The 24,187-nt window shown below is 68.5% G+C and carries 26 protein-coding genes; 10 read left to right on the top strand and 16 right to left on the bottom strand.

The window, feature by feature from the left end:
* The 5 genes from ACRDPS_RS16985 to ACRDPS_RS17005 all read right to left on the bottom strand — a co-directional run.
* On the bottom strand, positions 1-399 hold a 399-nt coding region (locus ACRDPS_RS16985; protein WP_431502838.1), incomplete at its 3' end, for a sulfotransferase.
* Complete coding sequence (locus ACRDPS_RS16990) at positions 389-1,186, bottom strand: SDR family oxidoreductase (RefSeq protein ID WP_431502839.1); 798 nt, start codon at positions 1,184-1,186, stop codon at positions 389-391. The genes ACRDPS_RS16985 and ACRDPS_RS16990, both read right to left, overlap by 11 nt.
* Before the next feature lie 121 nt (positions 1,187-1,307).
* Positions 1,308-3,989 carry a protein kinase domain-containing protein gene (locus ACRDPS_RS16995; RefSeq protein WP_431502840.1) on the bottom strand — a complete coding sequence of 894 codons (2,682 nt, stop codon included), beginning with the start codon at positions 3,987-3,989 and terminating at the stop codon, positions 1,308-1,310.
* A 46-nt stretch (positions 3,990-4,035) separates the two neighbouring features.
* Positions 4,036-5,202 (bottom strand): hypothetical protein, encoded by a 1,167-nt coding sequence (locus ACRDPS_RS17000; protein WP_431502841.1) that lies wholly within the window; start codon positions 5,200-5,202, stop codon positions 4,036-4,038.
* The gene (locus tag ACRDPS_RS17005) at positions 5,199-6,095 is read right to left on the bottom strand and encodes a TIGR03619 family F420-dependent LLM class oxidoreductase (RefSeq protein WP_431502842.1); all 897 of its coding nucleotides are present in this window, start codon (positions 6,093-6,095) and stop codon (positions 5,199-5,201) included. The genes ACRDPS_RS17000 and ACRDPS_RS17005 overlap by 4 nt, the downstream gene beginning before the upstream one ends.
* A 46-nt stretch (positions 6,096-6,141) precedes the next feature.
* On the opposite strand from ACRDPS_RS17005, the gene ACRDPS_RS17010 reads away from it, so the two are divergent.
* Genes ACRDPS_RS17010 through ACRDPS_RS17020 form a run of 3 tightly spaced genes read left to right on the top strand, consistent with a single transcriptional unit; the run spans position 6,142 to position 7,627 of the window.
* Entirely contained in the window at positions 6,142-6,627 is a 486-nt protein-coding gene (locus ACRDPS_RS17010; protein WP_431502843.1) for a nitroreductase/quinone reductase family protein, read from the top strand.
* 21 nt (positions 6,628-6,648) lie between these two features.
* The gene (locus ACRDPS_RS17015; protein WP_431502844.1) at positions 6,649-7,074 is read left to right on the top strand and encodes a nuclear transport factor 2 family protein; all 426 of its coding nucleotides are present in this window, start codon (positions 6,649-6,651) and stop codon (positions 7,072-7,074) included.
* Positions 7,075-7,090: 16 nt separating this feature from the next.
* Positions 7,091-7,627: a GNAT family N-acetyltransferase gene (locus ACRDPS_RS17020; protein WP_431502845.1), complete on the top strand. Its 537-nt coding sequence runs from the start codon at positions 7,091-7,093 to the stop codon at positions 7,625-7,627.
* A gap of 39 nt (positions 7,628-7,666) precedes the next feature.
* On the opposite strand, the gene ACRDPS_RS17025 is transcribed toward ACRDPS_RS17020, so the two are convergent.
* From ACRDPS_RS17025 to ACRDPS_RS17065, 9 genes are all read right to left on the bottom strand, one after another.
* Positions 7,667-8,305 (bottom strand): HAD family hydrolase, encoded by a 639-nt coding sequence (locus ACRDPS_RS17025; protein WP_431502846.1) that lies wholly within the window; start codon positions 8,303-8,305, stop codon positions 7,667-7,669.
* 59 nt (positions 8,306-8,364) lie between these two features.
* Positions 8,365-9,678: an HNH endonuclease signature motif containing protein gene (locus ACRDPS_RS17030; RefSeq protein WP_431502847.1), complete on the bottom strand. Its 1,314-nt coding sequence runs from the start codon at positions 9,676-9,678 to the stop codon at positions 8,365-8,367.
* Positions 9,679-9,871: 193 nt separating this feature from the next.
* A complete protein-coding gene (locus ACRDPS_RS17035) occupies positions 9,872-10,612 on the bottom strand; it encodes a class I SAM-dependent DNA methyltransferase (protein WP_431502848.1) in 741 nt (246 codons plus the stop codon).
* 89 nt (positions 10,613-10,701) lie between these two features.
* A complete protein-coding gene (locus tag ACRDPS_RS17040) occupies positions 10,702-11,451 on the bottom strand; it encodes a class I SAM-dependent methyltransferase (RefSeq protein ID WP_431502849.1) in 750 nt (249 codons plus the stop codon).
* Between the two features lie 35 nt (positions 11,452-11,486).
* Positions 11,487-12,047, bottom strand: coding sequence for a hypothetical protein (locus tag ACRDPS_RS17045; RefSeq protein WP_431502850.1), 561 nt, complete (start codon positions 12,045-12,047; stop codon positions 11,487-11,489).
* 23 nt (positions 12,048-12,070) lie between these two features.
* Positions 12,071-12,652: a hypothetical protein gene (locus ACRDPS_RS17050; protein ID WP_431502851.1), complete on the bottom strand. Its 582-nt coding sequence runs from the start codon at positions 12,650-12,652 to the stop codon at positions 12,071-12,073.
* A gap of 148 nt (positions 12,653-12,800) precedes the next feature.
* Positions 12,801-13,847: a 2Fe-2S iron-sulfur cluster-binding protein gene (locus ACRDPS_RS17055; protein WP_431502852.1), complete on the bottom strand. Its 1,047-nt coding sequence runs from the start codon at positions 13,845-13,847 to the stop codon at positions 12,801-12,803.
* Positions 13,848-13,895: 48 nt separating this feature from the next.
* Positions 13,896-14,201, bottom strand: a complete 306-nt coding sequence (locus ACRDPS_RS17060; protein WP_431502853.1) for a hypothetical protein — start codon at positions 14,199-14,201, stop codon at positions 13,896-13,898.
* Complete coding sequence (locus ACRDPS_RS17065) at positions 14,201-15,406, bottom strand: Rieske 2Fe-2S domain-containing protein (protein WP_431502854.1); 1,206 nt, start codon at positions 15,404-15,406, stop codon at positions 14,201-14,203. Before ACRDPS_RS17065 ends, ACRDPS_RS17060 begins: the two co-directional genes overlap by 1 nt.
* A 101-nt stretch (positions 15,407-15,507) precedes the next feature.
* Between ACRDPS_RS17065 and ACRDPS_RS17070 the strand changes: the two genes are divergently transcribed.
* The 3 genes from ACRDPS_RS17070 (at position 15,508) to ACRDPS_RS17080 (ending at position 18,764) form a co-directional block, all read left to right on the top strand.
* Positions 15,508-16,704, top strand: coding sequence for an acyl-CoA dehydrogenase family protein (locus ACRDPS_RS17070; RefSeq protein WP_431502855.1), 1,197 nt, complete (start codon positions 15,508-15,510; stop codon positions 16,702-16,704).
* Positions 16,705-16,723: 19 nt separating this feature from the next.
* On the top strand, positions 16,724-17,815 hold the full coding sequence (locus ACRDPS_RS17075; RefSeq protein ID WP_431502856.1) for an acyl-CoA dehydrogenase family protein: 1,092 nt from the start codon (positions 16,724-16,726) through the stop codon (positions 17,813-17,815).
* 556 nt (positions 17,816-18,371) lie between these two features.
* Complete coding sequence (locus tag ACRDPS_RS17080) at positions 18,372-18,764, top strand: hypothetical protein (RefSeq protein ID WP_431502857.1); 393 nt, start codon at positions 18,372-18,374, stop codon at positions 18,762-18,764.
* 592 nt (positions 18,765-19,356) lie between these two features.
* Here the strand turns inward: ACRDPS_RS17080 and ACRDPS_RS17085 are convergent.
* Positions 19,357-20,085 (bottom strand): FadR/GntR family transcriptional regulator, encoded by a 729-nt coding sequence (locus ACRDPS_RS17085; protein WP_431502858.1) that lies wholly within the window; start codon positions 20,083-20,085, stop codon positions 19,357-19,359.
* A gap of 96 nt (positions 20,086-20,181) precedes the next feature.
* On the opposite strand from ACRDPS_RS17085, the gene ACRDPS_RS17090 reads away from it, so the two are divergent.
* The 3 genes from ACRDPS_RS17090 to ACRDPS_RS17100 all read left to right on the top strand — a co-directional run bounded on the left by ACRDPS_RS17090 (position 20,182) and on the right by ACRDPS_RS17100 (position 22,912).
* Positions 20,182-20,700 carry a gluconokinase gene (locus ACRDPS_RS17090; protein ID WP_431502859.1) on the top strand — a complete coding sequence of 173 codons (519 nt, stop codon included), beginning with the start codon at positions 20,182-20,184 and terminating at the stop codon, positions 20,698-20,700.
* Complete coding sequence (locus tag ACRDPS_RS17095) at positions 20,697-22,082, top strand: GntP family permease (protein WP_431502860.1); 1,386 nt, start codon at positions 20,697-20,699, stop codon at positions 22,080-22,082. Before ACRDPS_RS17090 ends, ACRDPS_RS17095 begins: the two co-directional genes overlap by 4 nt.
* Positions 22,083-22,306: 224 nt before the next feature.
* Positions 22,307-22,912 carry a hypothetical protein gene (locus ACRDPS_RS17100; protein WP_431502861.1) on the top strand — a complete coding sequence of 202 codons (606 nt, stop codon included), beginning with the start codon at positions 22,307-22,309 and terminating at the stop codon, positions 22,910-22,912.
* A 90-nt stretch (positions 22,913-23,002) separates the two neighbouring features.
* Here the strand turns inward: ACRDPS_RS17100 and ACRDPS_RS17105 are convergent, their stop codons facing one another.
* Positions 23,003-23,497 carry a VOC family protein gene (locus ACRDPS_RS17105; RefSeq protein ID WP_431502862.1) on the bottom strand — a complete coding sequence of 165 codons (495 nt, stop codon included), beginning with the start codon at positions 23,495-23,497 and terminating at the stop codon, positions 23,003-23,005.
* Positions 23,498-23,680: 183 nt separating this feature from the next.
* Here ACRDPS_RS17105 and ACRDPS_RS17110 point away from each other — a divergent pair, with 183 nt between their 5' ends.
* A complete protein-coding gene (locus ACRDPS_RS17110) occupies positions 23,681-24,175 on the top strand; it encodes a MarR family winged helix-turn-helix transcriptional regulator (RefSeq protein WP_431502863.1) in 495 nt (164 codons plus the stop codon).
* Positions 24,176-24,187 lie beyond the last annotated feature (12 nt).

Genomic DNA, 24,187 nt, shown 5'->3' on the forward strand with positions numbered 1-24,187 from the left:
CTCGGTCAGCCAGGTCTCCAGGCCCTGGTGCGCCGGGTCCGCGGCGAGCAGGCGGTGCAGTGCCGTCGTGCCGGTACGGACGAGTCCGGTGACGAAGATCGGGCGCTCGATGCGTACGTCTCGATGCCGGGGGAACTCGGCGAGCCGGGCCTGGGTCATCAGCCGGCCGACGAGCGCCGACTTCACCTGAGCGCGGTGGAAGTAGTTGCCGACCGGGGTCAGCCCGGCCTCGGGCGAGGCCAGGTCCTCCACCAGGAGCCGCAGCCCTTCCTCGTGATCGGTTCTCCCGCTGTGTTCGAAATATTCGGCACTCAGCCCGGTGGTGCGGACAGCGGCGGCGCAGATGTCCTCGTACGTCCCGACATTGGCGCGTGCGCGCGGTTGCGTCTCAGCGGTCATGGAACTCTCCGCAGTCCACGTTGAGCATCGTCCCGGTGATCGCTGAGGCCAGATCGCTGCCCAGGAAGAGCGCCGCACGGGCGACCTCGTCGGGGGTCGCGAGCCGCTTCAGGTCGGTGGGGGCGGCCTTCTCGGCATACACCTCCTCATGGGTGCGCCCCGACTCCGAGGCCATCCAGTCGAAGTAGGCCTTGTTGACGTCCTCGTAGATGTAGGACGGGGCGACGGAGTTGACCCGGATGCCGCGCGGGCCGAGCTCGGTGGCCAACGAGGACGCCAGGTGGGCGAGCGCTCCCTTGGAGAGCTTGTAGCCCGCGAACTCAGGCTGGCTCTGGTAGACCACCGCCGAGTTGATCATCACGATCGAACCGCCCGGCTTCTCCGGGGTGGCCGCCAGGGCGTCGGCGAAGAGCGCCGAGAGCCGCAGCGGGGCGTGGACGTTGGACTCCTGGGCCAGGCGGAGCGCGTCGAGCGGGATCTGGGTCAGCGGGTCCATGGGCGGGATGCCGAAGGCGTTGTTGAGGAGCACGTCGACGCGACCGAACTCCTCGAGCGCGGCGTCGACAAGGTGCCGGCGGGCGTCCTCGTCGGTGATGTCGGTCGGCACCACCAGCGCGCGGCGGCCGTGCTCCTCGATGACGCCGGCCATCTTGCGCAGCCGCTTCTCGGTGCGGCTGGCGAGCACGAGGTCGGCGCCCATCAGCGCGGCCTCCTCGCCGAGCGAGCGCCCGAGTCCGGGGCCGACCCCCGAGAGCACGACGACCTTGCCATCCAGGAGTCCAGTCATGGCGCCTAGACTAGAACGTGTTCCACTTCTTGGAAAGGGCCCAGCTTGAAAGGGCTCAGCTTGGAAAGGGCCCGGCTTGAAAGGGCCCAGCCGGAAAAGCTGGCTCGGGTGCTGACCCGGATCAGGTCGGGAGGCTGAACCTGGCGACCTCGTCGACCCAGTCGGCGTACGCACCGACCTCCTGCGGCACCGGCTGCGCCCGGACCAGGTCGGCATGGGCACGGATCACCCGGGACCAGTCGGCACACGAGCTGCACGTCGCCCGGCCGCACTCCACGGTGTGCTCGCGCGCGACCTTCTCGAGCAGCTTCTGGAACGTCGCGCCGTCCTCGCCGGCCGCCAGCGCCTCGACCACGGCACCGAGGACCTGCGCGGCCTGCGCCGGCGCTCCGACCAGGATCGCCATCAGGACCCCGAGGGCGTGGCGGCTCGTCGGCTCGGCTCGCGCACTCGCCACCGGGGCCGAACGCGCGAGGCGGTAGACCGTGAGCAGCTTTCTGGCGCCCCTCGGCGTCGCGCAGAACCTCGCCAGCTCGCTGGTGAACAGCGCCTCGCCAGGACTCATCTCGACGCTCTCCACCGCTCCCTGGCGCGCGGACCGGTCGCCGGACCCGCCCGCGGCCAGCGCGGAGGGCCACGACGGCACCGCCTGACGCATCAGTGATCGCATGAACCGCACCGCGGGGTCACCGACGAACGCCCGCAGCGCGAACGGGACGTCGAAGACCCTGGAGAGGTACGCCGCCGGCTCGGTCACCCGACCCTCGATCGATCGCTGCAGCGCCCGCGCGTCGACGGCCGCGACGACCGCGACATCCTCCTGGTCGCCCAGGTCGTCGATCGCCTGCAGGACCCCGGCAGCCGTCGCCGGGTCGCACCTGTCCAGGTCGTCGACATAGACGATCGTCCGGGTGGTCTGCGAAGCGGCCGGCGAGCCCGGTGGCGGCCCGGGCGGTGCCGTACGCAGCGCGGCCTCGTAGGCCGCGACCTCACGGTCCATGGCCTCGAGCGCCATCGTCGTACTCATCGGCTGCGTCCGGCGCTTGCCGCGGTGTCCGTCCTCCTCGGGCATCCCCGACAGGGCCGCCCGCAGCTCGGTCCTGCGCCGCTGCGCGGCCTGGTGACTCGCCACGATCGGCGGCGGCTCGCTCCGTCCCGCGCTCCGGACGCGCTCGAGCACGCCGCTCGCGACGTCTCCTTCGGCGTGCTGGCGGGCGTTGATGCGTACGTGCCTCGTGCGATGAGGGGAAGCACCGTCATGCTCGGTGATCCACTCGATGCGCTCCTGGACCTTCCGCAGGAAGGTCGACCGCCCGCTCCCGGGGAGCCCCTGGACGGCCACCGAGATCGGGAGCTGGGTGTGTGCCGAGAGGAGCAGACGCGCAAGTCGGTCGGCGTCCCCGCGGTGGCCGAGGAGATCGTCGTCCTGGTCGGTCTGGTCGGTCTGGTCGGGCTCAGGCATCGGGTCGACCACGATCGGCACCTCGGCGGTGTCGCCCTCCGGCATCGGCCTCACCCCCGGCTGGACCGGCTCCGGAGCAGCCGCGCGGGGCTCGGTCTTGGGGTCGGTCTTGGGGGCAGCGGCCGGCGCGGCAGATGGCTCCTGGTCAGGCGTCGGTCCGGGCCCGAAGGGCATCGCGTACGTCGCGATCCCCGGGCCGCTCGGCACCACCACAGGCGCCGCATCCTGACTTCCCATCGTCTTGGCGACCCAGGAGCCCGCGTTCGGCTCGTTCATCGTGGCCGCCGGGGTCTCGCTCCGGGGCTGGGTCCGGGCCTGGGGCGGCCCGTCGGCCTTCTCGGCGGCCTCCGTCTCGACGGTCGCCGCGGGATCGGTGGCGTCGACGGTGTCGGCGTCACCGCCGAGGTCTGACCCGGCTTCCGTCCCAGCGTCGGCCCCGGCTTCCGTCCCAGCGTCGGACGCGTTGTCCTCAGAGCCCGAAACCGGCTCAGGCACGTCCGCGAGAGGCGTGACCGGCAGCCCGAGCTCCTCCTCGATCGCCTGGAGCGCCTTGGCGAAGACGGCGGCGCTCCAGTGCCGCCCGGCACGGCGCTTGTACATCGCCGTGCGCAGCGCCTTCTCGAGCGACGCCGGGACGTCGTCGCGGTCGATGGTCAGCGGGTCGAACTCCCTGATCCGCTCCAGTACGATCTCGGGGGCATCGGACCCGCTGGTCCCCTCGAACGGCGTACGTCCCGCCAACAGCGTGTAGCAGGTCGCGGCCAGGCTCCAGATGTCCGCCCAGGCGCTCGGCTCGGGTGGGTCCGTGAGCATCTCCGGAGCCATCCACGGCAGCGATGTCGACGCGGCGCCGCCGGGTCGCCCGGCCGAGGAGAGGCTGCCGAAGCCGACCAGCTGGGGCACGCCGCTGCTGGTCAGCATGATGTTCACCGGCTTCACATCGCCGTGCAGGATCCGATGCCGGGCGGCGACGTCGAGAGCGCTGGCCACCTTGATCGTGATGCTCAGCGCTTCCTCGACCGAGACCCGCTGGCTCCGCGTCTCCAGGTCGCCACCGGCGCGATAGTCCATCACCACGAAGCTGCGGTCGTCGCCGGTGACACCGACGGCGTGCAGGGGCAGCACGTACGGATGGCCGGCGAGCTCGGCGACCTCCTTGGTCTCCTTGGCGAGCGCGTCGTGGGTCGTCGCGCTGAGCCGCTCGTGCCAGACCTTGATGACGACGTTGACCTTCTCCTGCTCCCACTCGTAGAGGTAGACGTCGGAAGATCCGCCCGTGCCGATCAGCCGGCGATGCCGGAACCCCGGAATCTCCGGAGGCTCATGGTTGGGACTGGCCATGGAAGGGAATACTAAGGGTTGTACGCCATCGGGTCGCGACCCCTCCTCAGCTGAGCATCCGGCGCGCAACCGCCCGTTGACGTGCGGCGATCCGGTCGGCATACCCCCCAGGGCTCAGCGTCTCGGCGTGCGGAAGCAGGTCTCGTACGTCCGCCGTGCTCACCTTGTGGACAACCGGACCGTCCTCGGCGGTGAGGTCACGCTCGAGCCGTTGCCAGCGCAGCATCAGCGATCCGGTGCGGTGGCCGGTGGTCTCGAGCCAGTTCGCGATCGGCCTGCCGTCCAGAGGCGGCTTCTCGGAGATCACAAAGCGCATCACGCCGTCGGGGTCGGTGACCGACTGCGCCTTGGTGAGACTCGTCTGATGCGTCTCGTAGTCGGTGGAGGCATACCAGTCCGAGCCGACCTGGATCCCCTGATAGGAGCAGTCGTCGCACCTCGGCACCTCCACCACGAGCGCCTCGTCCTCGGCCAGCTCGTAGTGGCCGATCGAGGAGAACTGCGACTCCAGCCCACCGGGCGTACGCGCCGGGACGGTCAGGGTGTTGACCGGCTCCTTGTACTGGAAGAACTGGGGGAAGGCGAACCATGTCTGGATCGAGCCGGTCAGCGACCGGGCCGCGACCTCGTACTTCTTCCGCAGCAGGTCCTGGGTCAGCGGGCGGCGTGGCTTGCCGAGGGTGTCGGGTCGCTCGATCGTGATGGTGCCGCGGGTCTCGGTGTCCCAGTCGTTGAAGACCTCGCGCACGATAAGGGTCTTGGCGCCGGGCTCGGCCGTGTAGCTGAACTCGAAGGACCCGTCGGTGCTGTCGGGGTCGAGCTGCAGCTCGCGGTCGTCGAAGGCCATCAGGCTGGTCGCGACGGCATCCGCGGTGTAGGCGCCGCCCATCACCTGGAACGAGAGGTCGGCACTGGTCCCGCGACGGCCACGGACGACGTACTCGACGCCTTCGCGCAGGTAGGCGCTGAGATAGATGGCATCGGGGTTGTCGAGGCCCTGCTTGGAGAACTGGTGGGTCGGGTTCACGAAGAGCGGCTGCTCGAGGTCGTAGTCGAACGCGGTCTGCATCGCCATCCGGATCCGGCCGGACAGGTACTCATAGCCCTCGAGCCGGTCCTGCTCCCTGCGGATGAACGGCGCGTTCGCGATCAGCTCCTCCGCCTCCGCGATCGCCTTCTGGAGGGGCTCGGTCAGACCGTACGCCTCACTCACTTGCCCACCTTCGCGATGATGTTCTCCGCGTACCACTCCAGGTGCTTGATCTTCTTCTCGAGCGGCTCGGGGTCGGCGCCCTTCACGTACGGATCGCGGAACCCGACGATGCAGTCGGTGACACCCTTGTCCTCGAGGCGCTTGATCCCGTCGAGGTCGTACGCGTCATAGCTGATGACGTGGACCTCGAAGTCGTCCCTGGTGTCACCCTCCTCCTTGCGGATCTCGGTGAGGCGCGCCAGGAGGCGGTCGAGGTCCTCACCGTCGCCGCCGGCGTGCATCCAGCCGTCGCCCTTCACGACCGCGCGACGCAGCGCGGCGTCGGCATGCCCACCGACGAGCAGCGGGATCTTCTCGGTCGGCGCCGGGCACTGCTGCAGCGGCTCGAACTTGTAGAACTCGCCGTCGTAGCCGAAGAAGCTCTGCTCACCGTCGGCGGCCGGGGCGGTGAGACCGCGCAGGACGTCCATGCACTCGTCCATCCGCTTGCCGCGACGCTTCCAGTCGATCCCGAGGGCGGCGAAGTCCTCCGGCCACGGGGACAGCCCGACACCCAGACCGAGCCGGTTGCCGGAGAGGAAGGCGAGGCTGGATGCCTGCTTGGCGGCGAGGACCGGCGGCCGCACCGGCAGCTTGATCACGAACGGCGTCAGCCGCAGCGTCTCGGTCACCGCGAAGAGATGGGCGCACATGATGAACGCCTCGACGAACTCCTTGCCCTGCAGGAACTCCCGGTCGCCGGTGTCGGTGTAGGGATAGGTGGAGTCCGACTCCTCGGGATAGATCAGGCTGTCGGCGACGGTCATGCTCGTGTAGCCCGCTCGCTCGGCGGCCTGCGCCAGCGGCGCGTAGTAGTCGGCCTGAGTCATTGCCTCGGCATAGGTGAAGCGCATGCGCCCACACTAGAACGTGTTCTAAGTTTCTGCCAGAGTGTTCACCATGTCTCCGTCGATCGAACGTCCTGCGTACCTCGACTCACCGCGCACCGCTCGGATCATCAAGTACGCAGCCCGAGCCAACACGGCGCTCTTCAAGCTGACCGGCGGACGCATCGGCGGGACCTGGCGGGTGATGGCGGGCTGGCGCAAGCCCGCCCCCGTGCTGCTCCTCGAGCACGTCGGCCGGAAGTCGGGTCGCACGTTCACCACTCCCCTGCTGTTCATCGAGTCGGGCGCCGACCTGGTCGTCGTCGGGTCCCAGGGTGGCCTGCCGAAGGACCCGCAGTGGGTCGCCAACCTGCGCGCCCAGCCGGACGTCGCCGTCCGTCTCCCGCGCCAACGGCGGCGACCCGTCCGCGCCCGGGTCGCCGATCCCTCGGAGCGGGCGGCGCTGTGGCCGCGGCTGCTGGAGACGTACGCCGACTTCGAGACCTACCAGACCTGGACCGACCGGGAGATCCCGGTCATCGTCCTCGAGCCCCGCTGACCCTCACCCGAACGGACGCCAATGGACCTTCAAGAGCTCATCGACCGCGCCGAGATCACCGACGCGATCACCCGCTACACCCTGGCCGTCGACGACGGCGACTGGGACGCGCTCGACACCGTCTTCGCCCCCGACGCCACGATCGACTACTCCGAGTCCGGCGGCGCGGTCGGCGCTTTTCCCGAGGTCAAGAAATGGCTCGCCGAGATGCTGCCGGCCTTCTCCAGCAGACGTCTCCACACCGTCGGCCAGGTCGCGATCACCTTCAACGAGGAGGGCGCGGACGTCGTGGCGTACTTCGACAACCCGATGGTCATCGCCGACGGCCAGGGCGGCGAGCGCATCGTGGAGGTCGGCGGCCGCTACCGCCACTTCTTCGTGCGTACGCCGCGGGGCTGGCGCTCCCGCCACCTCCACGAAGAGGTCTTCTGGACCCGCGGCTTCTGAGTGACACCATGTCCGGGTGACCCACCTCGTACGTCGGCGCCGACCTGACGATCTGCCGTCGCTGACCGACGCCCTGCTCGAGCAGCAGCCGCTCACCCGCTACCCGGTGCGGAACCCGCTCCCGTTCCCGGTCAGCCAGTTCCTTCACTACGACGACGCGATCGCGGCCTGGACCGCGACCGTCGACGACGTACCCGTCGGGCACATCGCCACCACCCGGAGCCACACCGGCGTCAACGGTGGCGACGAGCTGCACAAGGCGTGCGCCGCGACGCACGGGTGCGACATCGCCGAGCTGACCTGGCTCAGCGCATTCTTCGTCGGGACGAAGGCACGCCGGCTCGGCCTCGGCCGCGACCTGCTGCGTACGGCCGTCGACAGCATCCACGACGCCGGCGGCCGCCCCTGCCTCGAGGTCATCCCGGCCTTCCCCGCCGCGCTGAAGCTCTACCAGTCGACCGGCTGGACCGAGGTGCTCCGCACCCGTCCGGACTGGCTGGCCACCGCACCCGACAGCGACAACCTCGAGGCCGTCGTCTTGGTTCAGCGCTGAGCGTGCTCAGGCGGTGCAGTCCGCGGCACCGCTACTGATTCAGGACCGCGTCGAGATGGCCCGGGCAGCCGCCGCAACCGAGTCCACGACCAGATCGGGTTGATAGCCGCTTGGATCGGACCCATCGCGGTCGATCCAAGCGGTTCGCAGCCCCACCGCGTTCCCGCCGGCGACGTCGAGCTCGAGGGTGTCGCCGACCATCCAGCCATCCAGGTCGCAGCCGAGCCTGTCGGCGAGAGCATCGAAGATCCCAGGGTGCGGCTTTCGCACGCCGACCGAGTCGGACACGACCCAACCGTCGACGAGGGCATCGAGGCCGGTGCGGCGGATCTTGCCTTCCTGGTTGTCGGCCATTCCGTTGGTCACGATGCCGAGAGTCCAACCGGCCGCCCTAAGGTCGACCAGGGCGTGCCGGTCCTCGTCGGCAACAGCAACGAGCGACGGCATCCGCGACCGGTAGTCATCCCACACTGATTCGGCCGTCGTCGGCAGCCCGAGTCGGCGGACGAGCCGGCTGAACACCTCGCCCTTCGGACGACGAGCGGTCAAGGCTTTGGCAACGACGTCGATCTCACCAGGCGGGAGCTCCCACCTCTCAACGAATCTGGTCGACCACACTCGGGCCGCCGAAGCCTGGTCAACCAGGGTTCCGTCGAGATCCAAGGCAATGAGGGGCACAGTACGACACCATATTGGGGTGCAGTCGGTCGGAGCGGCTGCATCTCAGCCCACCGACCTCAAGCAACGTCATCAGCCATGTGTTCGTAGGTTCCATCCGGATAGCGGATGTATTCGATGCCGAGCGGTGAGCGCCAGACGAATGTGCCCGGGGCGGGCTGGGTGTAGGTCCAGCCGCCGAAGGTCTTGAGGCGGTGGTGGCTGCGGCAGGTCTTGGCGAGGTTGGCGGACGCGGTCCGGCCGCCGTCGCCGTATGCCTCGAGGTGCTCGGTGTCGGCCAGCCAGGCCGACCGGGTGCAGCCTGGGTAGACGCAGGTGCCGCCGGCGATGAGCGCGGCCTGCTCGTGCTGAGTGGTCGACGGCGTGTAGCCGTCGCGGGTGATCTCGGCGTTGAGGTCGATCACCTTCACAGGGCGCACGACGGTGCCGGGGGCCAACGCCCACTCATCGACGCGCTCGAGCGGGACGATGGCACCGTAGTTGTCGACGCTGACCAGGCCGGTCCCGCGCAGGTCACCTTGGTCGACATGGCAGTAGAGATGAAGCACGCGAGCGGTGCCGGTCCCTTCGGTGTCGGCGGTGTAGTGGCGAGCGAGCTCCCCGAGTGCCTTTGCCCTTCGGCGCCCGAGGGACCAGCCGGTGAAGCGGCCGTCTCTGCCGAGGTCCCGGGCGATCGCCGCTACTGCGTTCTCGAGGTCGGCTGCGTCGGCCAGATCCACGGTCGCGTCGACGTGGGCGTGGCCGGTGACCGGACCGTCACCGAGGCGGGCGGGGTCCTCGTCGAACAGGGTTGGTGCGTCGAGGTCGACATCGACACGGAACTGCTCGGCCTTCTCCTCAGCCGCGATCGCGGCGGCCTCCGGGTCGAACATGGCCAGCGCCTTCTCGACCAGGCGTGAGATCGTGACGCGGCCACGCTTGTGCAGGATCGGTGCGACCTGGGCGTCGGCCCAGGCGACGGCCTCCGGCGAAAGCTTCTTGGTCAGATCGGCAACCTGCCGGGCCCGCCACCCCTCGACCGAGTAGTCGAGCACTCGCGCCCACACCCGCGGCAGCCGCTGCGCCAGCTCGACCACATCACCCGCCAACCGGCGTACGGACCCCAGTGACATCCCCAGCACCGGCCCGAGCTCCATCACCGCGAACTCCGAGACCTCCGCCGCTCCTTCACCCGCAAGGCTCAACGGCCGGTCACCGATCAGCCCGGCCTCATGGTCGTACGCCACATCATCAGGACGGCGCGGTGGTCGCTCCAGCAAATATGCGGCCACCAGAACGAGCCGGTCGTTGGCTGCCCTGACCTCGTCGACGCGGGTCTGAGCGAGGCTTGAGAGGATGTCGGAGGTGGGGGTTGTCCCGAGACTCGATTCCATGCCTCATTCTACCTCTGACCTGCCAAAACAAGAAGCCGAATGGTGCCAGAAAGGCGGTCGGATCCGCCAGCTTCCGACCGATCACAGGATGATGTTCACCAGCGCGAGAGGGGCACATGGCAAGCAGCGATCCACTCCCTTCGCCGGACACAGTCTCCGCTGCGAATTCTCGGTCCCACCACCTGAGCCGGGGTCACCCAGCGTCGGGGTCGAGGGCACGGGCAAGGAAGACATGCTCCTTGCCGGGCCGGTCGGGTGCGTCGCGTACGTCACTGACAGTGAAACCGTGTGTGCTGAGGTCGCGCTCGACCTCAGCACGGTCGCGAAAGCGGATGGTGGAGGTCGACTTCAGGATCTCGTCGCCGACGGTGGTCGACGCCTCGAATGTGACGAGTGGGAGGTCGACGACGGTGACCGTGCGGGCGACGACTGCGACGCGGCCGTCCGGAAGGTCGACCGACATCGAAGCGATGTTCCAGCCCTCCCAGGCGCGGGCCTCCGGTCGCCGGGCCTCGAAGACGAACCAGCCGCCAGGTCGGAGCGCGGCGTGAACCGCGGTCAGCGTGTCGGACCAATCGGCGTCGGACACGAAGACCTGAGCGACGTTGCCGGTCATGACGACCAGATCGGCGTCACACGCGACCTCGGCGAGTGACGCCGCGTCGCCGTTGATCCAGGTGGCCCGGTCGGCGTCCGGCTTGGCTCGGGCGACCTCCAGAGAGGCCACAGCTGGGTCGACGCCGATCACGTAGAGCCCGTCGCGGACCAGCCGTACGGCGAGGGAGCCGGTTCCGCAGCCAAGGTCGATGACCTGACGAGCCCTGACCTCACGGGCGATGGCGACATAAGCATCGAGGTCGGAACGATCGTCGTCGAAGACGTCGTAGAGCACGGCCTGACGAGGGTCCGCGAAGGCGGCATCTGGTTCTCGCATCGGCGTCCAAGCTAGCCACATCCCATTCCCACGCGCACATGGTTATCCGAGCCGTGAAGATACTCGGGCAGGCACCTCCGGCCCCGTGATCAGGCTCGGGCGATGATGTGAAGCTGAGATGCCATCCGGCGGTACGGATCGCGCCGACCCGCCTCGACCTCGACCGTCAAACATTCCTGGAGGCTGTCCGGATCCGGAGTGTCCGCGGCGTCGCGACCATCGGTGAAGACACGCACGCCATACCAGGCCTCGACCCTCAGGCTCGCTCTCTCGCACCAGCCGATCACGTCGCCGAGACGGTGCGCTTCGGCATCAGCACCGAGCTCGTTGACGTAGGTAGTGCCATCGAACGCGGCGATCGCCTTCGCCCACTGGCCACGGATGCCGGGCCGGAAGGCGAGGGCATCGCCGTTGCGTACGGTGAACGAGAGCAGGCCGCCCGGACGCACCTGCCTGACGAGGGCACGCACGGCGGCTTCGCCGTCCGGAAGGTACATGAGCAGCCCGTGCGCGCAGACCAGATCGAACCTCTCACCATCGAGGAGCCCATCCAGGTCGGACAGTTTGCCGGCAAGCGTACGGACCTCGACGCCCGCCGAGACCGCCGCCTCATCGAGTCGCGCCAGCAAGTCGGCCGACGGGTCAACCCCGGTGACCTGGAGTCCGCGGGTTGCGAGGCGGACGGCCTGGGTGCCCTGGCCGCACCCGATATCGAGAACGCTCGCGTCAGCGTCCAGGTGCTCGCTCAGCTGCGCGGCGATCACATGCTGCCGCACCACGTTTCGCAGGCTGCCGAGGCGGTCGGCCCAGATGCCTTCAACTGTCTTGAACGAGGTCATGACCGCGATTGTCACAGACCCGGATGTGGGTGCGCTCAGACCAGATCCGGGCGCGTGGGAATCAGCGGACCAGCTCGCCGAATCAACGGGTACCAATGACGCTCGCCGAGCTCGTCGGCCCAGTCGGCCTGGGCGACCCAGGCTCCGACATCACGTGGTGGGGTCGCTGCAATTGGGCGGTAGACGGCGAAATGGGCCGTGGGCACCGGCCAGTCGTAGTCGGCGGCCGGACAGGCGACGATATTGCGGACGTACCCAACGAGTTCGACCGGAACCGGCGTGCCGAGGACCAACTCCGACAGTCTTGTGGCCGCGGCGACGGGCAGCTCGCCAGGACGTACGTCTTCGGTCGGCAGGTCGACTCCGGGGCGGCCACCGGTGCGCGGCACCACGTGGATCCTGGCGTGGTGCTGGGTGGGGACCGAGGTGGTCTCGACAGGCTCGACCACCGGGGCGCCGGGATCGATGATGAGCAGGCGGACCAGGCAGGTGGGCATCGGGGCGTCGGCGGTCGAGGCGACGAGCACGTCTGCACGCGCGGCGGGCGGCAGCCATGGCGGGTCCGCGTACGGGTGCACAACGAGGTCGCCGTTCACGCCACGGAATCCGTCGCGCGCGATCAGCCCAGACCCGGGCGCGCGTGGAGGCCGCCGCCGGACTCGTAGAGCAGACCCTTGTCCTTGATCAGCTGCCCGGCGGCGGCGAGGATCGGGCTGTCGCCGACGGCGGTGTTGGCCAGGGAGACGATCGCCTCGAACATCTTGCCGGCGGCGTCGTCGACGGCCGGCCAGTTCCACTCGCCGGGGGCGGCGCCGATGGGCTCGACGGCGTGCCAACGGGCGGCGCGGGCCTCGGCCATGGTGTTGATGGTGCTCCAGCCGAGGCCGCCGAGGCCGACGACGCCGCCGAAGTTGAGGCCGATGAGACCCCAGCCGTTGCACTGGTACTCATAGGCCGACGGGCCGAACTCGGCCTCGTCCAGCTCGACCCGGGTGATCACCGGCTCGGGGCCGGTGTTGGGGGCGTAGAGCTTGAACGCGGGCCGGGCCGCCAGCAGAGAGGCGGAAGCCGTCGTGGTGATCTCGCTCAACGGCTGGCCGGGCGCCGAGTAGGCGTCGAAAACCCTGAAACCGAGGTCGAGGGCATAGCCGACCACGAAGCGTCGATCGTCCTGGGCGGCGTAGAAGTTGCGATTGAACACTTGGGGGAAACCTCGCTTGAACCCTGCTGGTCAGCCGACGACGTTAGCTCGGGTGACACGGTGGGATGTGGTTCGGGCAGCGCGACACTATCGCGCCGGACACGCGAATCCGGCAACCGGTTGCAGATCTGTTTCTCTGGCGAGTCCCTCAGGAGTAGGTGCCGCGGACGGTGTCGGTGGTCGGCAGCGACTGGCAACCGAGCCGGATCCCGTCGTCGAGATCCTCCTGCTCGAGCACGTCGTTGCGCAGCATCTTCACGTCCCCCTCGAGCAGCCGGAAAGCGCATGCCGAGCACTCGCCCTCGCGGCACGAGTACGGCGCCTTGACGCCCTTCGCCTCGAGGAACTCGAGCATCGGCGTGCCCGGATCCCAGTCGTCGTACGTCGTGGTGGCGCCGTCGAGCTCGATCTCGAGCTTGGCGGGCTGCTTGGGTCCGTCGTCGACGACCTCGACCTCGGCCTCCTTGACCGGAACGACCTCGCCGAACGGGTTGCCACCCAGGGAGGCGAACTTCTCCTGGTGCCGCCGCGCCCGCGGAAACTCCAGCTCCTTGAGCGCCGCGACCGTCGCTTTCATGAACGGAGCCGGTCCGCAGACGAAGGCGTCGTACGTCAGATGGTCGGCCGCGAACGCCTTGAGCTGCTCCCCGGTGGGGAGGCCCTGGACCGACTCCAGCCAGTGGACCACCTGGAGCCGGTCCGGGTGCGCGGCGGCGAGCCGGGCCCATTCCTCGGCGAAGATCACCGAGTGCTCGTCGCGGTTGGCGTAGAAGACCACGATCCTGCCCTTGCCCTCGCGCAGAGCCGTGCGGGCGATCGAGATGATCGGGGTGACGCCGGAGCCGCCGGCGAACAGCAAGAGGTCGGCGTCGATGTCGGCGGGGGTGAAGATCCCGCTCGGCGGGAGGACGCGGAGCGTGTCGCCGGCGCGGAGGTTGTCGCAGATCCAGTTGGACGCGTAGCCGTCCGCGGTGCGCTTGACGGTCACCGTCAGCGCATCGCCGGGTGCGCTGGACAGGGAGTAGCAGCGGGCCGCCAGGCCGTCGCGGTCGCTCGGCACGGCGACCGTCAGAAACTGGCCAGGCTTCGGCCGGAAGGCGTCCTTGGCGTCCTCGGGGACCTCGAAGACGATCGAATGCGCGTCAGCGGTCTCCTCGACCACGTCGCTGACGTACAGCAGGAAGGACTGAGTCACCTGGTCACCTCGGTCGCTCGCTCGTTCCTCGCTCGACTCGGTCGGCGACTAGTAGCCATCCTCGGCCCCGATCTGGATCCGGCCGTCGGCGACGGCTGCTTCGATAGAGGCTGCCAGGCGAGGGCAGCGGGCGTGGACGAGGCGGTCGCCGTCGGCGGCCGCCTTGCGGCGTACGAGATCTGGGCACTGCGCCTGGGCCTGAGCCGTCCACTGGACCGAGGTCTGGTGCTCGCTGTTCTTCTTCACTCCTACGCACGCGAGACAGTCGAGGCACTCCACCTCGACCAGGCGGGCCTGGGTGTAGAGCCGCTGGTCCTCGATCGTGTCCTGCGACGTCGGGACGAACGAGGCCATCAACTCACGCCTTCGGAGGTCTCGACAGGCTCGACCACCGATGCCTTCTCGGTCTCGACAGGCTCGGATGCCTTGTCGGCCTCGATCTTGCGGAGGTTCTCGGCGACCTCCTCGTGCCAGAACTCGTTGGCCTTGGTGGTGTCGACCTCGAACTCGAAGCGGGCGCGCATCTCGGGCTCGATGTCGGCGACGTCGACGTAGAACTGCTCGTACCAGCGGCGCAGCTGGTAGACCGGGCCGTCCTCCTCGCACAGCAGAGGGTTCTGCACCGGCGCCTTGTTCTCCCAGATCGCGACGTCCTGGAGGAACCCGTCACCGAACATGTCGGCGTACTTCTTGCCGATGAAGTCGGCGGTCTTGTCATCGAGCCCCTCGGGCTTCTTGACGACGATGCCGTACTGCAGCAGGAACGAGTCCGGGCCCGTCGGGATGTGGCTGTTGATCAGGATCACCTCGGTCACGAAGCCTTTGTAGTCGACCTCGAGCCAGTTGATCATGTACGCCGGGCCGTAGTAGGTCGCCTCGGACTTCAGGAACATGTCGGCGTCGCCGTAGCCGCCGTTGGCCACGTCGGGACGGCCCTTCGAGGCCATGTACTGCGTCGCGGTGTGGTCCTCGAAGACGTTGCGGAAGTCGGTCGGGAAGGCGAAGTGCACGTAGTAGAAGTGCGCCATGTCGACCACGTTGTCGATCAGCTCACGGCAGTGGCTGCCCTTGATCGGCACGGTGTTCCAGATCCAGTCGGTGTAGACCTCGCGGTCGCTGACGTCGGGCAGCTCCGGCGGCAGGATGTCGTGGTCCGGCTTCGAGCCCTCGGGGTCGTGCCAGATCAGCAGCGCGTCGTTGCGAACGACAGTCTCGTACGCCTTCGTGCGCGCGCGGAGCGGGACCCGGCGGGCGTACGGGATCTGCTTGCAGCGGCCGTCGGCGCCCCAGCGCCAGTCGTGGAACGGGCAACCGACCTCGTCACCCTTCACGGTGCCCTGGGTGAGGTCGCCGCCCATGTGGCGGCAGTAGCCGTCGAGGACGCCGAGCTCGCCCTTGGAGTTCTCCCAGACGACCAGCTTGCCGCCGAACGCCTCGACGGCATGGGGCTTGCCATCCTTGAAGTCACGAGCCAGACCCAGGCAGTGCCAACCGCGCGCGTAGCGCTCCGGCTGGGAGCCGTGGTCGAGCGAGCGGGTCTGAGTGGTGAGGTCGGCCATCGTCGTACCTTCCGCTGGGTCTTGCGCTGGGTCTGTCCAAGCTGGGGGGTCTATCTAAGCTGGGTCTATCCAAAAAATGGAACCTGTTCTAGTTTTATCACATGCATGTGGCCTTGACACCCGCCCAGGAGCAACTTCGCTCGGAGCTCACCGCCTATTTCACCCAGCTGGTCACGCCGGAGCGCCGGGCGGCGCTCGCGCGTGCATCGGGCGAGTTCGGGGGCGAGGAGGACAAGGCGGTCTATCTGGAGACCATCCGCCAGATCGGCTCTGACGGGTGGCTCGGGATCGGCTGGCCCAAGGAGTACGGCGGACAGGACCGCTCGATGGTCGAGCAGCTCATCTTCACCGATGTCGCCGCGGTGGCCGGGGTGCCGATCCCCTATCTCACGCTCAACACGGTCGGCCCGACGATCATGCGGTTCGGGACCGAGGAGCAGAAGGCGTACTTCCTGCCGAAGATCCTTGCCGGGGAGCTGCACTTCTCGATCGGCTACTCCGAGCCGGGCTCGGGGACGGACCTCGCCTCCTTGCAGACGAAGGCCGTCCTGGACGGCGACGACTGGGTGATCAACGGCCAGAAGATGTGGACCTCGCTGATCCAGTATGCGGACTGGATCTGGCTCGCCTGTCGGACAGAACCCGACGAGAAGCGCCACAAGGGGCTCTCGATGATCCTCGTGCCGGCCTCGGCGCCGGGGTTCTCCTACACGCCGGTCCAGACGGTCGCCGGGGTCGGAACTTCCGCGACCTACTACTCCGACGTACGCGTGCCGGCCTCGAACCTCGTCTCCGAGCGGGGCGGCGGCTGGGCGCTGATGACCAACCAGCTCAACCACGAGCGGGTCGCGTTGACCTCCGCCGCGCCGCTGGTGCACTCGCTCTCCCTGGTCAAGGATTGGGCGCGCTCGACCACCGTTCCTGACGGCAGCCGGGTGATCGACGCCGAATGGGTGCAGCTGGCCCTGGGGCGGGCACACGCACGGATCGAGGCGTTGTCGCTGATCAACTGGAAGCTGGCCTCGGACGCGGACCACGGGGTAGCCCTCTCGCCGGCCGAGGCGTCGGCGACCAAGGTGTACGGCTCCGAGCTCGCCACCGAGATCTACCGGACGCTGATGGAGGTCGTCGGCCCGCACGCGGGGATCACCGCCGACTCCCCCGGCGCCGTGCTCGCCGGACGGCTCGAGCGCTTCCACCGCTCGGCGCTGGTGATGACCTTCGGCGGCGGCACCAACGAGATCCAGCGAGACATCATCGGCTACGTGGGCCTCGGCCTCCCCGCCGCCAAGCGCTAGAGCCCGACAGGAACAGGACATGGACTTCTCCTTCACCACCGAATCCGACGACGCCGCCGAGCTGACCGCGAAGATCATCGGCGACGCGACCACCGTCGAGCGGCTGCGTACGGTCGAGGCAGCCGCCGCAGACCGCGGCCGCTTCGATGCCTCCCTCTGGTCCGCCCTCGGCGAGGCCGGTCTCCTCGGGCTCCATCTGCCCGAGACGTACGACGGTGCCGGGCTCGGCCTCATCGAGCTGTGCCGCGTACTCGTCGAGGCCGGGCGCCATCTCGCCCCGGTGCCGCTCGCGGTGCACGGGCCGTGCGGAATGGTCCTCGCCGAGTCCGCGCCGGAGGCGTTGACCGGCGTCGCGGACGGCACTCGACTGCTCGCGGCTGCGGTCGCCGAGGAGCACTCGCACCTGCCCGACTCCCCCACCGCCTTCGCCACGGCGGACGCGGTCGCCGGCGACACAGTCACTGGCGTCAAGACGCTGGTCAGAGCGGGAATGATCGCCGACGCGTTCCTGGTCACCGCCGCGCTGCCGAACGGCCAGACCGGGATCTTCCTGGTCGAGGCATCGGCCGACGGGGTCGACCGCGTCGCGCAGCACACCAGCGACGGCGACGTCACCGCCCAGGTCTCGTTCTCCGCGGCTCCTGCGCTGCGAGTCGGGGACTCGGCTGCGGCCGCTCGTCTCGGCGAGCTGCTGACCGTTGCCGCCGCCGCGGAGCTGCTCGGGCTCACCGAGGGGGCCTTGAAGCTGACCTCTTCCTATGCCAAGACTCGCGAGCAGTTCGGCCGAGCGATCGGCACATTCCAAGCGGTCTCCCAGCGCCTGGCCGATGGTTTCATCGACGTACTCGCCCAGCGGCTCACTCTCTGGCAGGCCGTCTGGCGGCTCGGATCGGGGCTTCCGTCGTCCGAGGAGGTGGCCGTTGCCAAGCTCTGGGCCGGCGACGCGGCTCACCGGATAGCCCACACCACCGTCCACGTGCACGGCGGCGTCGGAATCGACCTCGACGGCGAGGCACATCGCTACTTCACCGCGGCGAAGCGGTTCGAGTTCTCGTACGGAGGGGCGACCGAGCAGGCGCTTCGGATCGGGCGGTCTTTCGCATCGTCGTGATCCCTGGCTGACTCGGCTTGGGGGCTCCGGCTATCTGCCGGGGCCCCTTCTCTTCTGGCTGGGTTGTTCTGTGCGGTGTCGCGGCCGGCGACCATGATGTGCGATAGCGCGGGATTCTGATGTGTTGCTGTAAAGGCATCCGCGGCCAGCGGAGACGCGCTCGTATCTGGGTTCCAGCGTGGGTGGCCAATACTTCGTCCGGGTCGGGAGATTCAAAGACCAGAGCGCCTGGGCTGGGTGCCATTTTGCCTGCCTTGCGGGCTTCCAGCAGCGGTCCGGCTTCGCATGGGATATCTGTCCCTGACCGGGTTCCTTAGGTGCCATCTCGGTTGCCCTGGCTTGCATTCCTTGGTAGGATCGGTGCAAGCGCAAGCGGAGTGACCGACCATCCCACCAGGGGCGACCCCGATGCTGGGGTAACGAGGGAACCAGGGCCGCAAACGCCAGTTGCGAGGGTAAGTAATAGCACCGCGCCAGCGGGCCTCCAGGAGCGACGAACCATGGATCTGCAGATCGCAGATCCACAGAGTTCGTACGCCGGGAGGTGACCGCTTCGATGAACCCACAAGCCGCACAACCGCCCCCGCTGCTGGCCGGCGTCACGACGGTGACCGAGACGCTGACCAAGATCGCGGACGCGAACCCATCATTCCTCGCCACCAACCAGAAGGCGACCGTGCTCCTCGAGATCGCCCGCGCCGAAGCACAGCTCGCCGAGTTGAAGCTGCGGGTGATGGCCGACGCCGGCGACGTCGCCGCCGATACCCCCGCTTCACCAGACGCACATAAACACCCGATCGCCGACCCAGCGCAACCGCCCCAGACCCGCCGACCCGGAGCGTCTGTCCCGCTCGGGCGGGTCGAGTCGGCGCGTCTGTCCCACTCACAGGTATCGAGTCGCACGTCTGCCTCGGTCAAAACGGGCCGAGCCGGAGCGCACCTTCGGTGACTGCGGATGTAGAAGATCGCGGGCTATCTACCTACCAGTCGGCGCATCTGTCCCACCAGAAGGCACCGAGCCGGCGCGTCTGTCCCACTTGGGCGGGTCGAGTCGGCGCGTCTGCCCATTCAGGCTGCTCGAGCAGGCGCGTCTGCCCCACTCAGGCTGTTCGAGTCGGCGCGTCTGCCCCACCAGAAGGCACCGAGCCGGCGCGTCTGTCCCGCGGGGCCTGCCGAGTTGGAGCGTCTGCCCCGCGGGCCTGCCGGGTTGGAGCGTCTGCCCATTCAGACCGACCGAGCCGGAGCGCACCTTCGGGTGACTGTGGATGTGGAAGATCGCGGGCTAACTACGTACCAGTCGGGGCATCTGTCCCACTCGGACCAGTCGACGAGGCGCATGTGTCCTTCGGAGACCAGTCGACGAGGCGCACCTGCCCCTCGGAGACCGGTCGAGGAGGGGCAGCATCTCCCCCATCGGTGACCGGAGCGCTCGATGCCAGGGCACGCACCACGACGACGCGTGAAAGCACCGCGCCAGATAGTTCGCCGATAGTTCAGGTTGCCGCGATCGCAGGCGTTCTAGACAAGCGTGTGCACGGGCGCTAAGCCTTGCCGCCATCGTCCGGCGCCGACTCGAGCGCCTCGGCGGCCTCGTCGATGATGGCGCGCATGGCTTCCTCGGCGCCTGCCGGGTCACCGGTCCGGACCGCGATCGCTACCTTCTCGTGCAGCTCGATGGCGGCCGGGTTCGGGGTGGCAGGCATCAGGTGATGGTGCGTCCGCCCGGCGAGCAGCTCGGCGACCAGGTCGCCGAACGCGGCGAGCATGTCGTTGCCGCAGGCGTCGAGCAGCACGTGGTGGAAGGCGGTGTCGGCTTCCAGGTAAGCCTCGAGATCGCCGGAGGCGGCGTGGACGACCATGTCACCGACGGCACGAGCGAGGTCGCCGTGGTGCTGGGGCTGAGCCCGTTCAGCGGCGAGGCGCGCCGCGATCGGCTCGAAACCGCGGCGCAGCTCGGAGAGCGACAGGAGCTGCTCACGCCGGCCGTCGCCGTCGAGCCGCCAGCGAATGACCAGGGGGTCGAAGACGTTCCACTCGTTACGCGGGAGGACGGTGATGCCGACACGGCGGCGGGTCGCGACCAGGCCCATGGACTGGAGCACCCGAACCGCCTCCCGTGCGATCGGTCGAGACACGGAGTACGTCGCCTGGATCCCCTCCAGCGTCAGGATGGCGCCGGCAGGGAGCTGCGCCGAGACGATCCGGCGTCCGAGGGCGTCCCGGACGCTCTGATGCAGTCGATGTACGGCATCTCCGCTCGAAGTCGTCACCGCGGCATCGTCGCACATTCACGGATTCCAACAATCAGAATCCTTTACACCCCCAAATCTTGCGAAACGGATGCCTTTTGCTGCAGGCTGTGACGCGTGACACAGAACCCCCTCCTCGTGGTCATGGGAGTCTCCGGCTCCGGCAAGACGACCGTCGGTGCTGCGATCGCCCAGCGCCTTCAGGTGGCCTTCGCCGATGCCGACGCCTTCCATCCACCCGAGAACATCGCCAAGATGACGTCCGGCCGACCGCTCGACGATGACGACCGGCTGCCCTGGCTGGAGACGCTCGGCGGCTGGCTGGCCGCGCACGAGCACACCGGCGCCGTGCTGAGCTGCTCGGCGCTCAAGCGCAGCTACCGCGACCGGCTCCACGACCATGCGAGTGGCCTCCTGCTCCTCCATCTCGCCGGCAGCCCGGAGGTGGTCGAGGCGCGCCTCCTCGCCCGGGCTGAGCACTTCATGCCCCAGTCGCTGCTGCGCTCGCAGTTCGCGACGCTCGAGCCCCTCGCTCCCGACGAGCAGGGCATGACCATCGACGTCGATCAGGACATCGACACGATCGTCGATCAATACCTCGCCTCGATGAACCTCGCCTCCAAGGAACCCGCATGATCATCCTCGCCGCGACCGAGCCGGTCGCACCCGTCGCCTCCGGGGGCGTCCTCCTCGTCTCAGCCCTGGCCGCGATCGCGTTGATCGTCGTCCTGATCACCTACGTCAAGCTGCATCCGTTCCTGGCACTCCTCCTCGGCGGCGTAGCGGTCGGCGTGCTCTCCGGGCGCAACGTGATGGACGTGATCACCTCCTTCGGCGACGGCTTCGGCTCGACAGCCACCGGCGTCGGCCTGCTGATCGCGCTGGGCGCGATGTTCGCCAAGCTGCTGGCCGACTCCGGCGGCGCCGACCAGATCGTCGACACGATCGTGAGCAGGTCCTCGGTCCGTACGCTGCCCTGGGCGATGGCACTGGTCGGCGCGATCATCGGCCTGCCGATGTTCTTCGAGATCGGCCTGGTGCTGCTCATGCCGGTCATCTATCTGGTCGCCCGCAGGGCCCAGGTCTCGCTGATCACGGTCGGCATCCCGACCCTCGCCGGACTCTCCGCGATGCACGGCCTGGTGCCGCCGCACCCTGGCCCGCTGGCGGCGATCGGCGCCCTGCAGGCAGACCTGGGCACGACGCTCGCCCTCGGCGTACTGGTGGCGATCCCGGTCATCGTCGTCAGCGGGCCGCTGTTCGGGCGGCTCGCGGGCCGGTGGGTCGTCGTCGAGGCGCCGCACACCTTCGACAGCACTCCCGGCACCGAGGCCTCTGCGACCACGCCTCGCCCGTCGTTCGCGATCACCCTGTTCAGCGTGCTGCTCCCGCTCGTGCTGATGCTGGCCAAGGCCATCGTCGACATCGTCATCAATGATCCGGCCGACCAGGTCCAGCAGGTGTTCGACGTGATCGGCAACCCGCTCGTCGCGCTGACCGTCGCGGTCATCGTCGCCATGTTCACCCTCGGCCGCGGTTCCGGGATGGACCGTCGCGAGATCGCCAGGACCATCGAGAAGTCGCTGCCACCGATCGCGGGCATCGTACTCATCGTCGCAGCGGGCGGCGGGTTCAAGCAGTCGCTCATCGACACCGGCATCGGCACCGAGCTCGCCGGATGGGCGCAGGGATCAGGCGTGTCGGCCATCCTGCTCGCGTGGGTGCTCGCGGTGCTCATCCGCCTGGCCACCGGCTCTGCCACCGTCGCCACGATCACCGCCTCGTCCCTCGTGGTCGACCTGGTGACCAACATGTCGGCGCCCGAGGTCTCCCTGGTGGTGCTGGCCGTCGGCGCCGGATCGGTGTTCTTCTCGCACGTCAACGACGCCGGGTTCTGGCTCGTCAAGGAGTACTTCGGCCTCGACGTCGTCCAGACGATCAAGTCCTGGTCGCTGATGGAGACGGTGCTGTCCGTCAGTGGCCTGGTGTTCGTGATGGCGCTCAGCCTGTTGATCTGACTCGTCGCAAGCAGAAACAGGGGCGTCGCCGGCAGGCGGCGCCCCTGTCTGCAGTGGCCGCTCGAGCGACCACCGTGTGCGATAGCGCGCTGCTGTACGTTCGGCCGGCAGATACTGCAAACGGTCCCACGGGCCACTCAGGTCCCATCCGTCACGGAAACTGTCGGTGGTCTCCGACAGAATCACCCTCGACCGACGAAACACCATCAACCCAGGAGGACACCGTGTCGGATTCACCTTCCCCATCCGCCACCGACGAGTCCAACGCCCCGGCGACGACCGCCACCGAAGCTGCCGACCCGCCCGCCAAGCTCGACCCCATCTCCCGCAAGGGCACCCCGGAGCACCGCACCAAGTCGAAGCGCGAGGGCGCCGGGCGCCGCCAGGGCATGCCGGTGCAGGCGATCAGCCTCTCCGTCCCCGCCTCGCTGGCGGCGCAGTGGAAGACCTACAGCCAGCAGGTTCCCCGATCCCTCGTCGACGTCTTGCTCGACGCGGTCGCGGCGACGCGGCCACGGCTGCCCGTCCTCCTGCGCGCCCATCAGGCGGCGCTGCGCGAGAAGACCAGACCCGTCTCCGACGGCACCTTCATGCGCAACGTGCCTCAGCCGAAGCGGCTCGAGGATCCGTACGTCACGATGCCGCTACGCCTGCTGGCGACCAACGTCGACGTGCTCGACGCCATGGTCCACGAGATGGCCGCGGAGTCCCGCTCGCAGCTGGTCGTCGTGGCCCTGACGGCGTGGCTCGCCGACCGACGCGCCGAGGAGCAGATCTATGAGGAGCAGCTCGAGCTCGAGGTGCCCGAGGACCCGTTCGACCGCCCCTGAACGCGCGGCATCCGAACGCGCGGCACCTGAACGCGCGGCCGGATGACGCACAGCCGGGGCGGGTCGAGCACCCGTCCCGGCACTGCGGGCTCAGACCACCTTGGTCCCGTACATCTCCCCGAGCGGGTCAGCGAGGAGCTCGAGCCGCTCGCCGTCGGGGCCGCTGAAGTAGAGCGACGTCTTCGACTCGACCATGTAGTCGACCCCGGCGAGGTCGAGCTTGGCACGCAGGTAGTCCCACTTCTCGGACGTCACCGAGATCGCGATGTGGTGTAGCCCGCCGAGCACCTCGGCGTACTTCCCGAGATCGAGCCCGGGGAGCGTGAAGAAGGCGAGGAGATTGCCGGCCCCGGCATCGAAGAAGAAGTGGTCGGAGCCGGCGTAGTCGCGGTTCTCGAAGATCTCGGTCAGCGGGAACTCCAGGATCCCCTGGTAGAAGTCGATCGTCCGGCGTACGTCCGAGGAGAGCAGCGCGGCGTGGTGGATGCCGCGGGCCGTGCTGGCGGGTCGCGCGGACTCGTCGCGAAGGTACTCCTTCTTGATCCGCTCGCGATCCTTGGTGATGAAGTCCATGTCGATGGTCAACGCGCTCTCCTCGTGCCTTTCGGCTGCCTCGCCGATCAGTGTAGTTTCTGCGTCAACCGCTGCCGGTGGCGGGCGCCGAGCCCTGCCCTCCGGTGCGTGATGCGTCACACCCGACCCTCGTCGACCAGCACTTATTCGCCGTGATGCTGAGAGCACCAAAACAGAGTCGGTAAGGTGTACCTCATGGACGAGGTCAAGTGGCTCAGTAACGACGAACAGGTCGCGTGGCGTGCCTGGCTCGCCGTCAACGCACAGCTCACCGCGCGTATGAATCGGGACCTCCAGGCAAAGAACGGGCTCTCGCTGGCCGACTACGACGTCCTGGTGAACCTCACTGACGTCCCTGACCGCGCGCTGCGGATGTACGAGCTCGGCGACAAGCTCCAGTGGGAGAAGAGCCGGCTCTCGCGTCAGGTGATGCGCATGGCCGCCCGCGGGCTGGTCGAGCGCCGCGAGTGCCTCGATGACCGCCGTGGCGCGTTCGTCGACCTGACCCCTGCCGGGCTGGAGGCCATCGAGGCCGCCGCTCCCGAGCACGTCACGATGATCCGCCAGATGCTCTTCGACGCCTGGACGCCCGAAGAGGTCGCGGCCCTGACCAAGCTCTACACGGGCGTGCTGGAGCGCCTCGCCGCCAAGCCTGGTGACGAGGTCGCCTCGGACGGCTCGGCCGCCTGACCCGAGCAGGCG

The sequence above is a fragment of the Nocardioides sp. genome (assembly GCF_050699375.1).
Lineage (GTDB): Bacteria > Actinomycetota > Actinomycetes > Propionibacteriales > Nocardioidaceae > Nocardioides.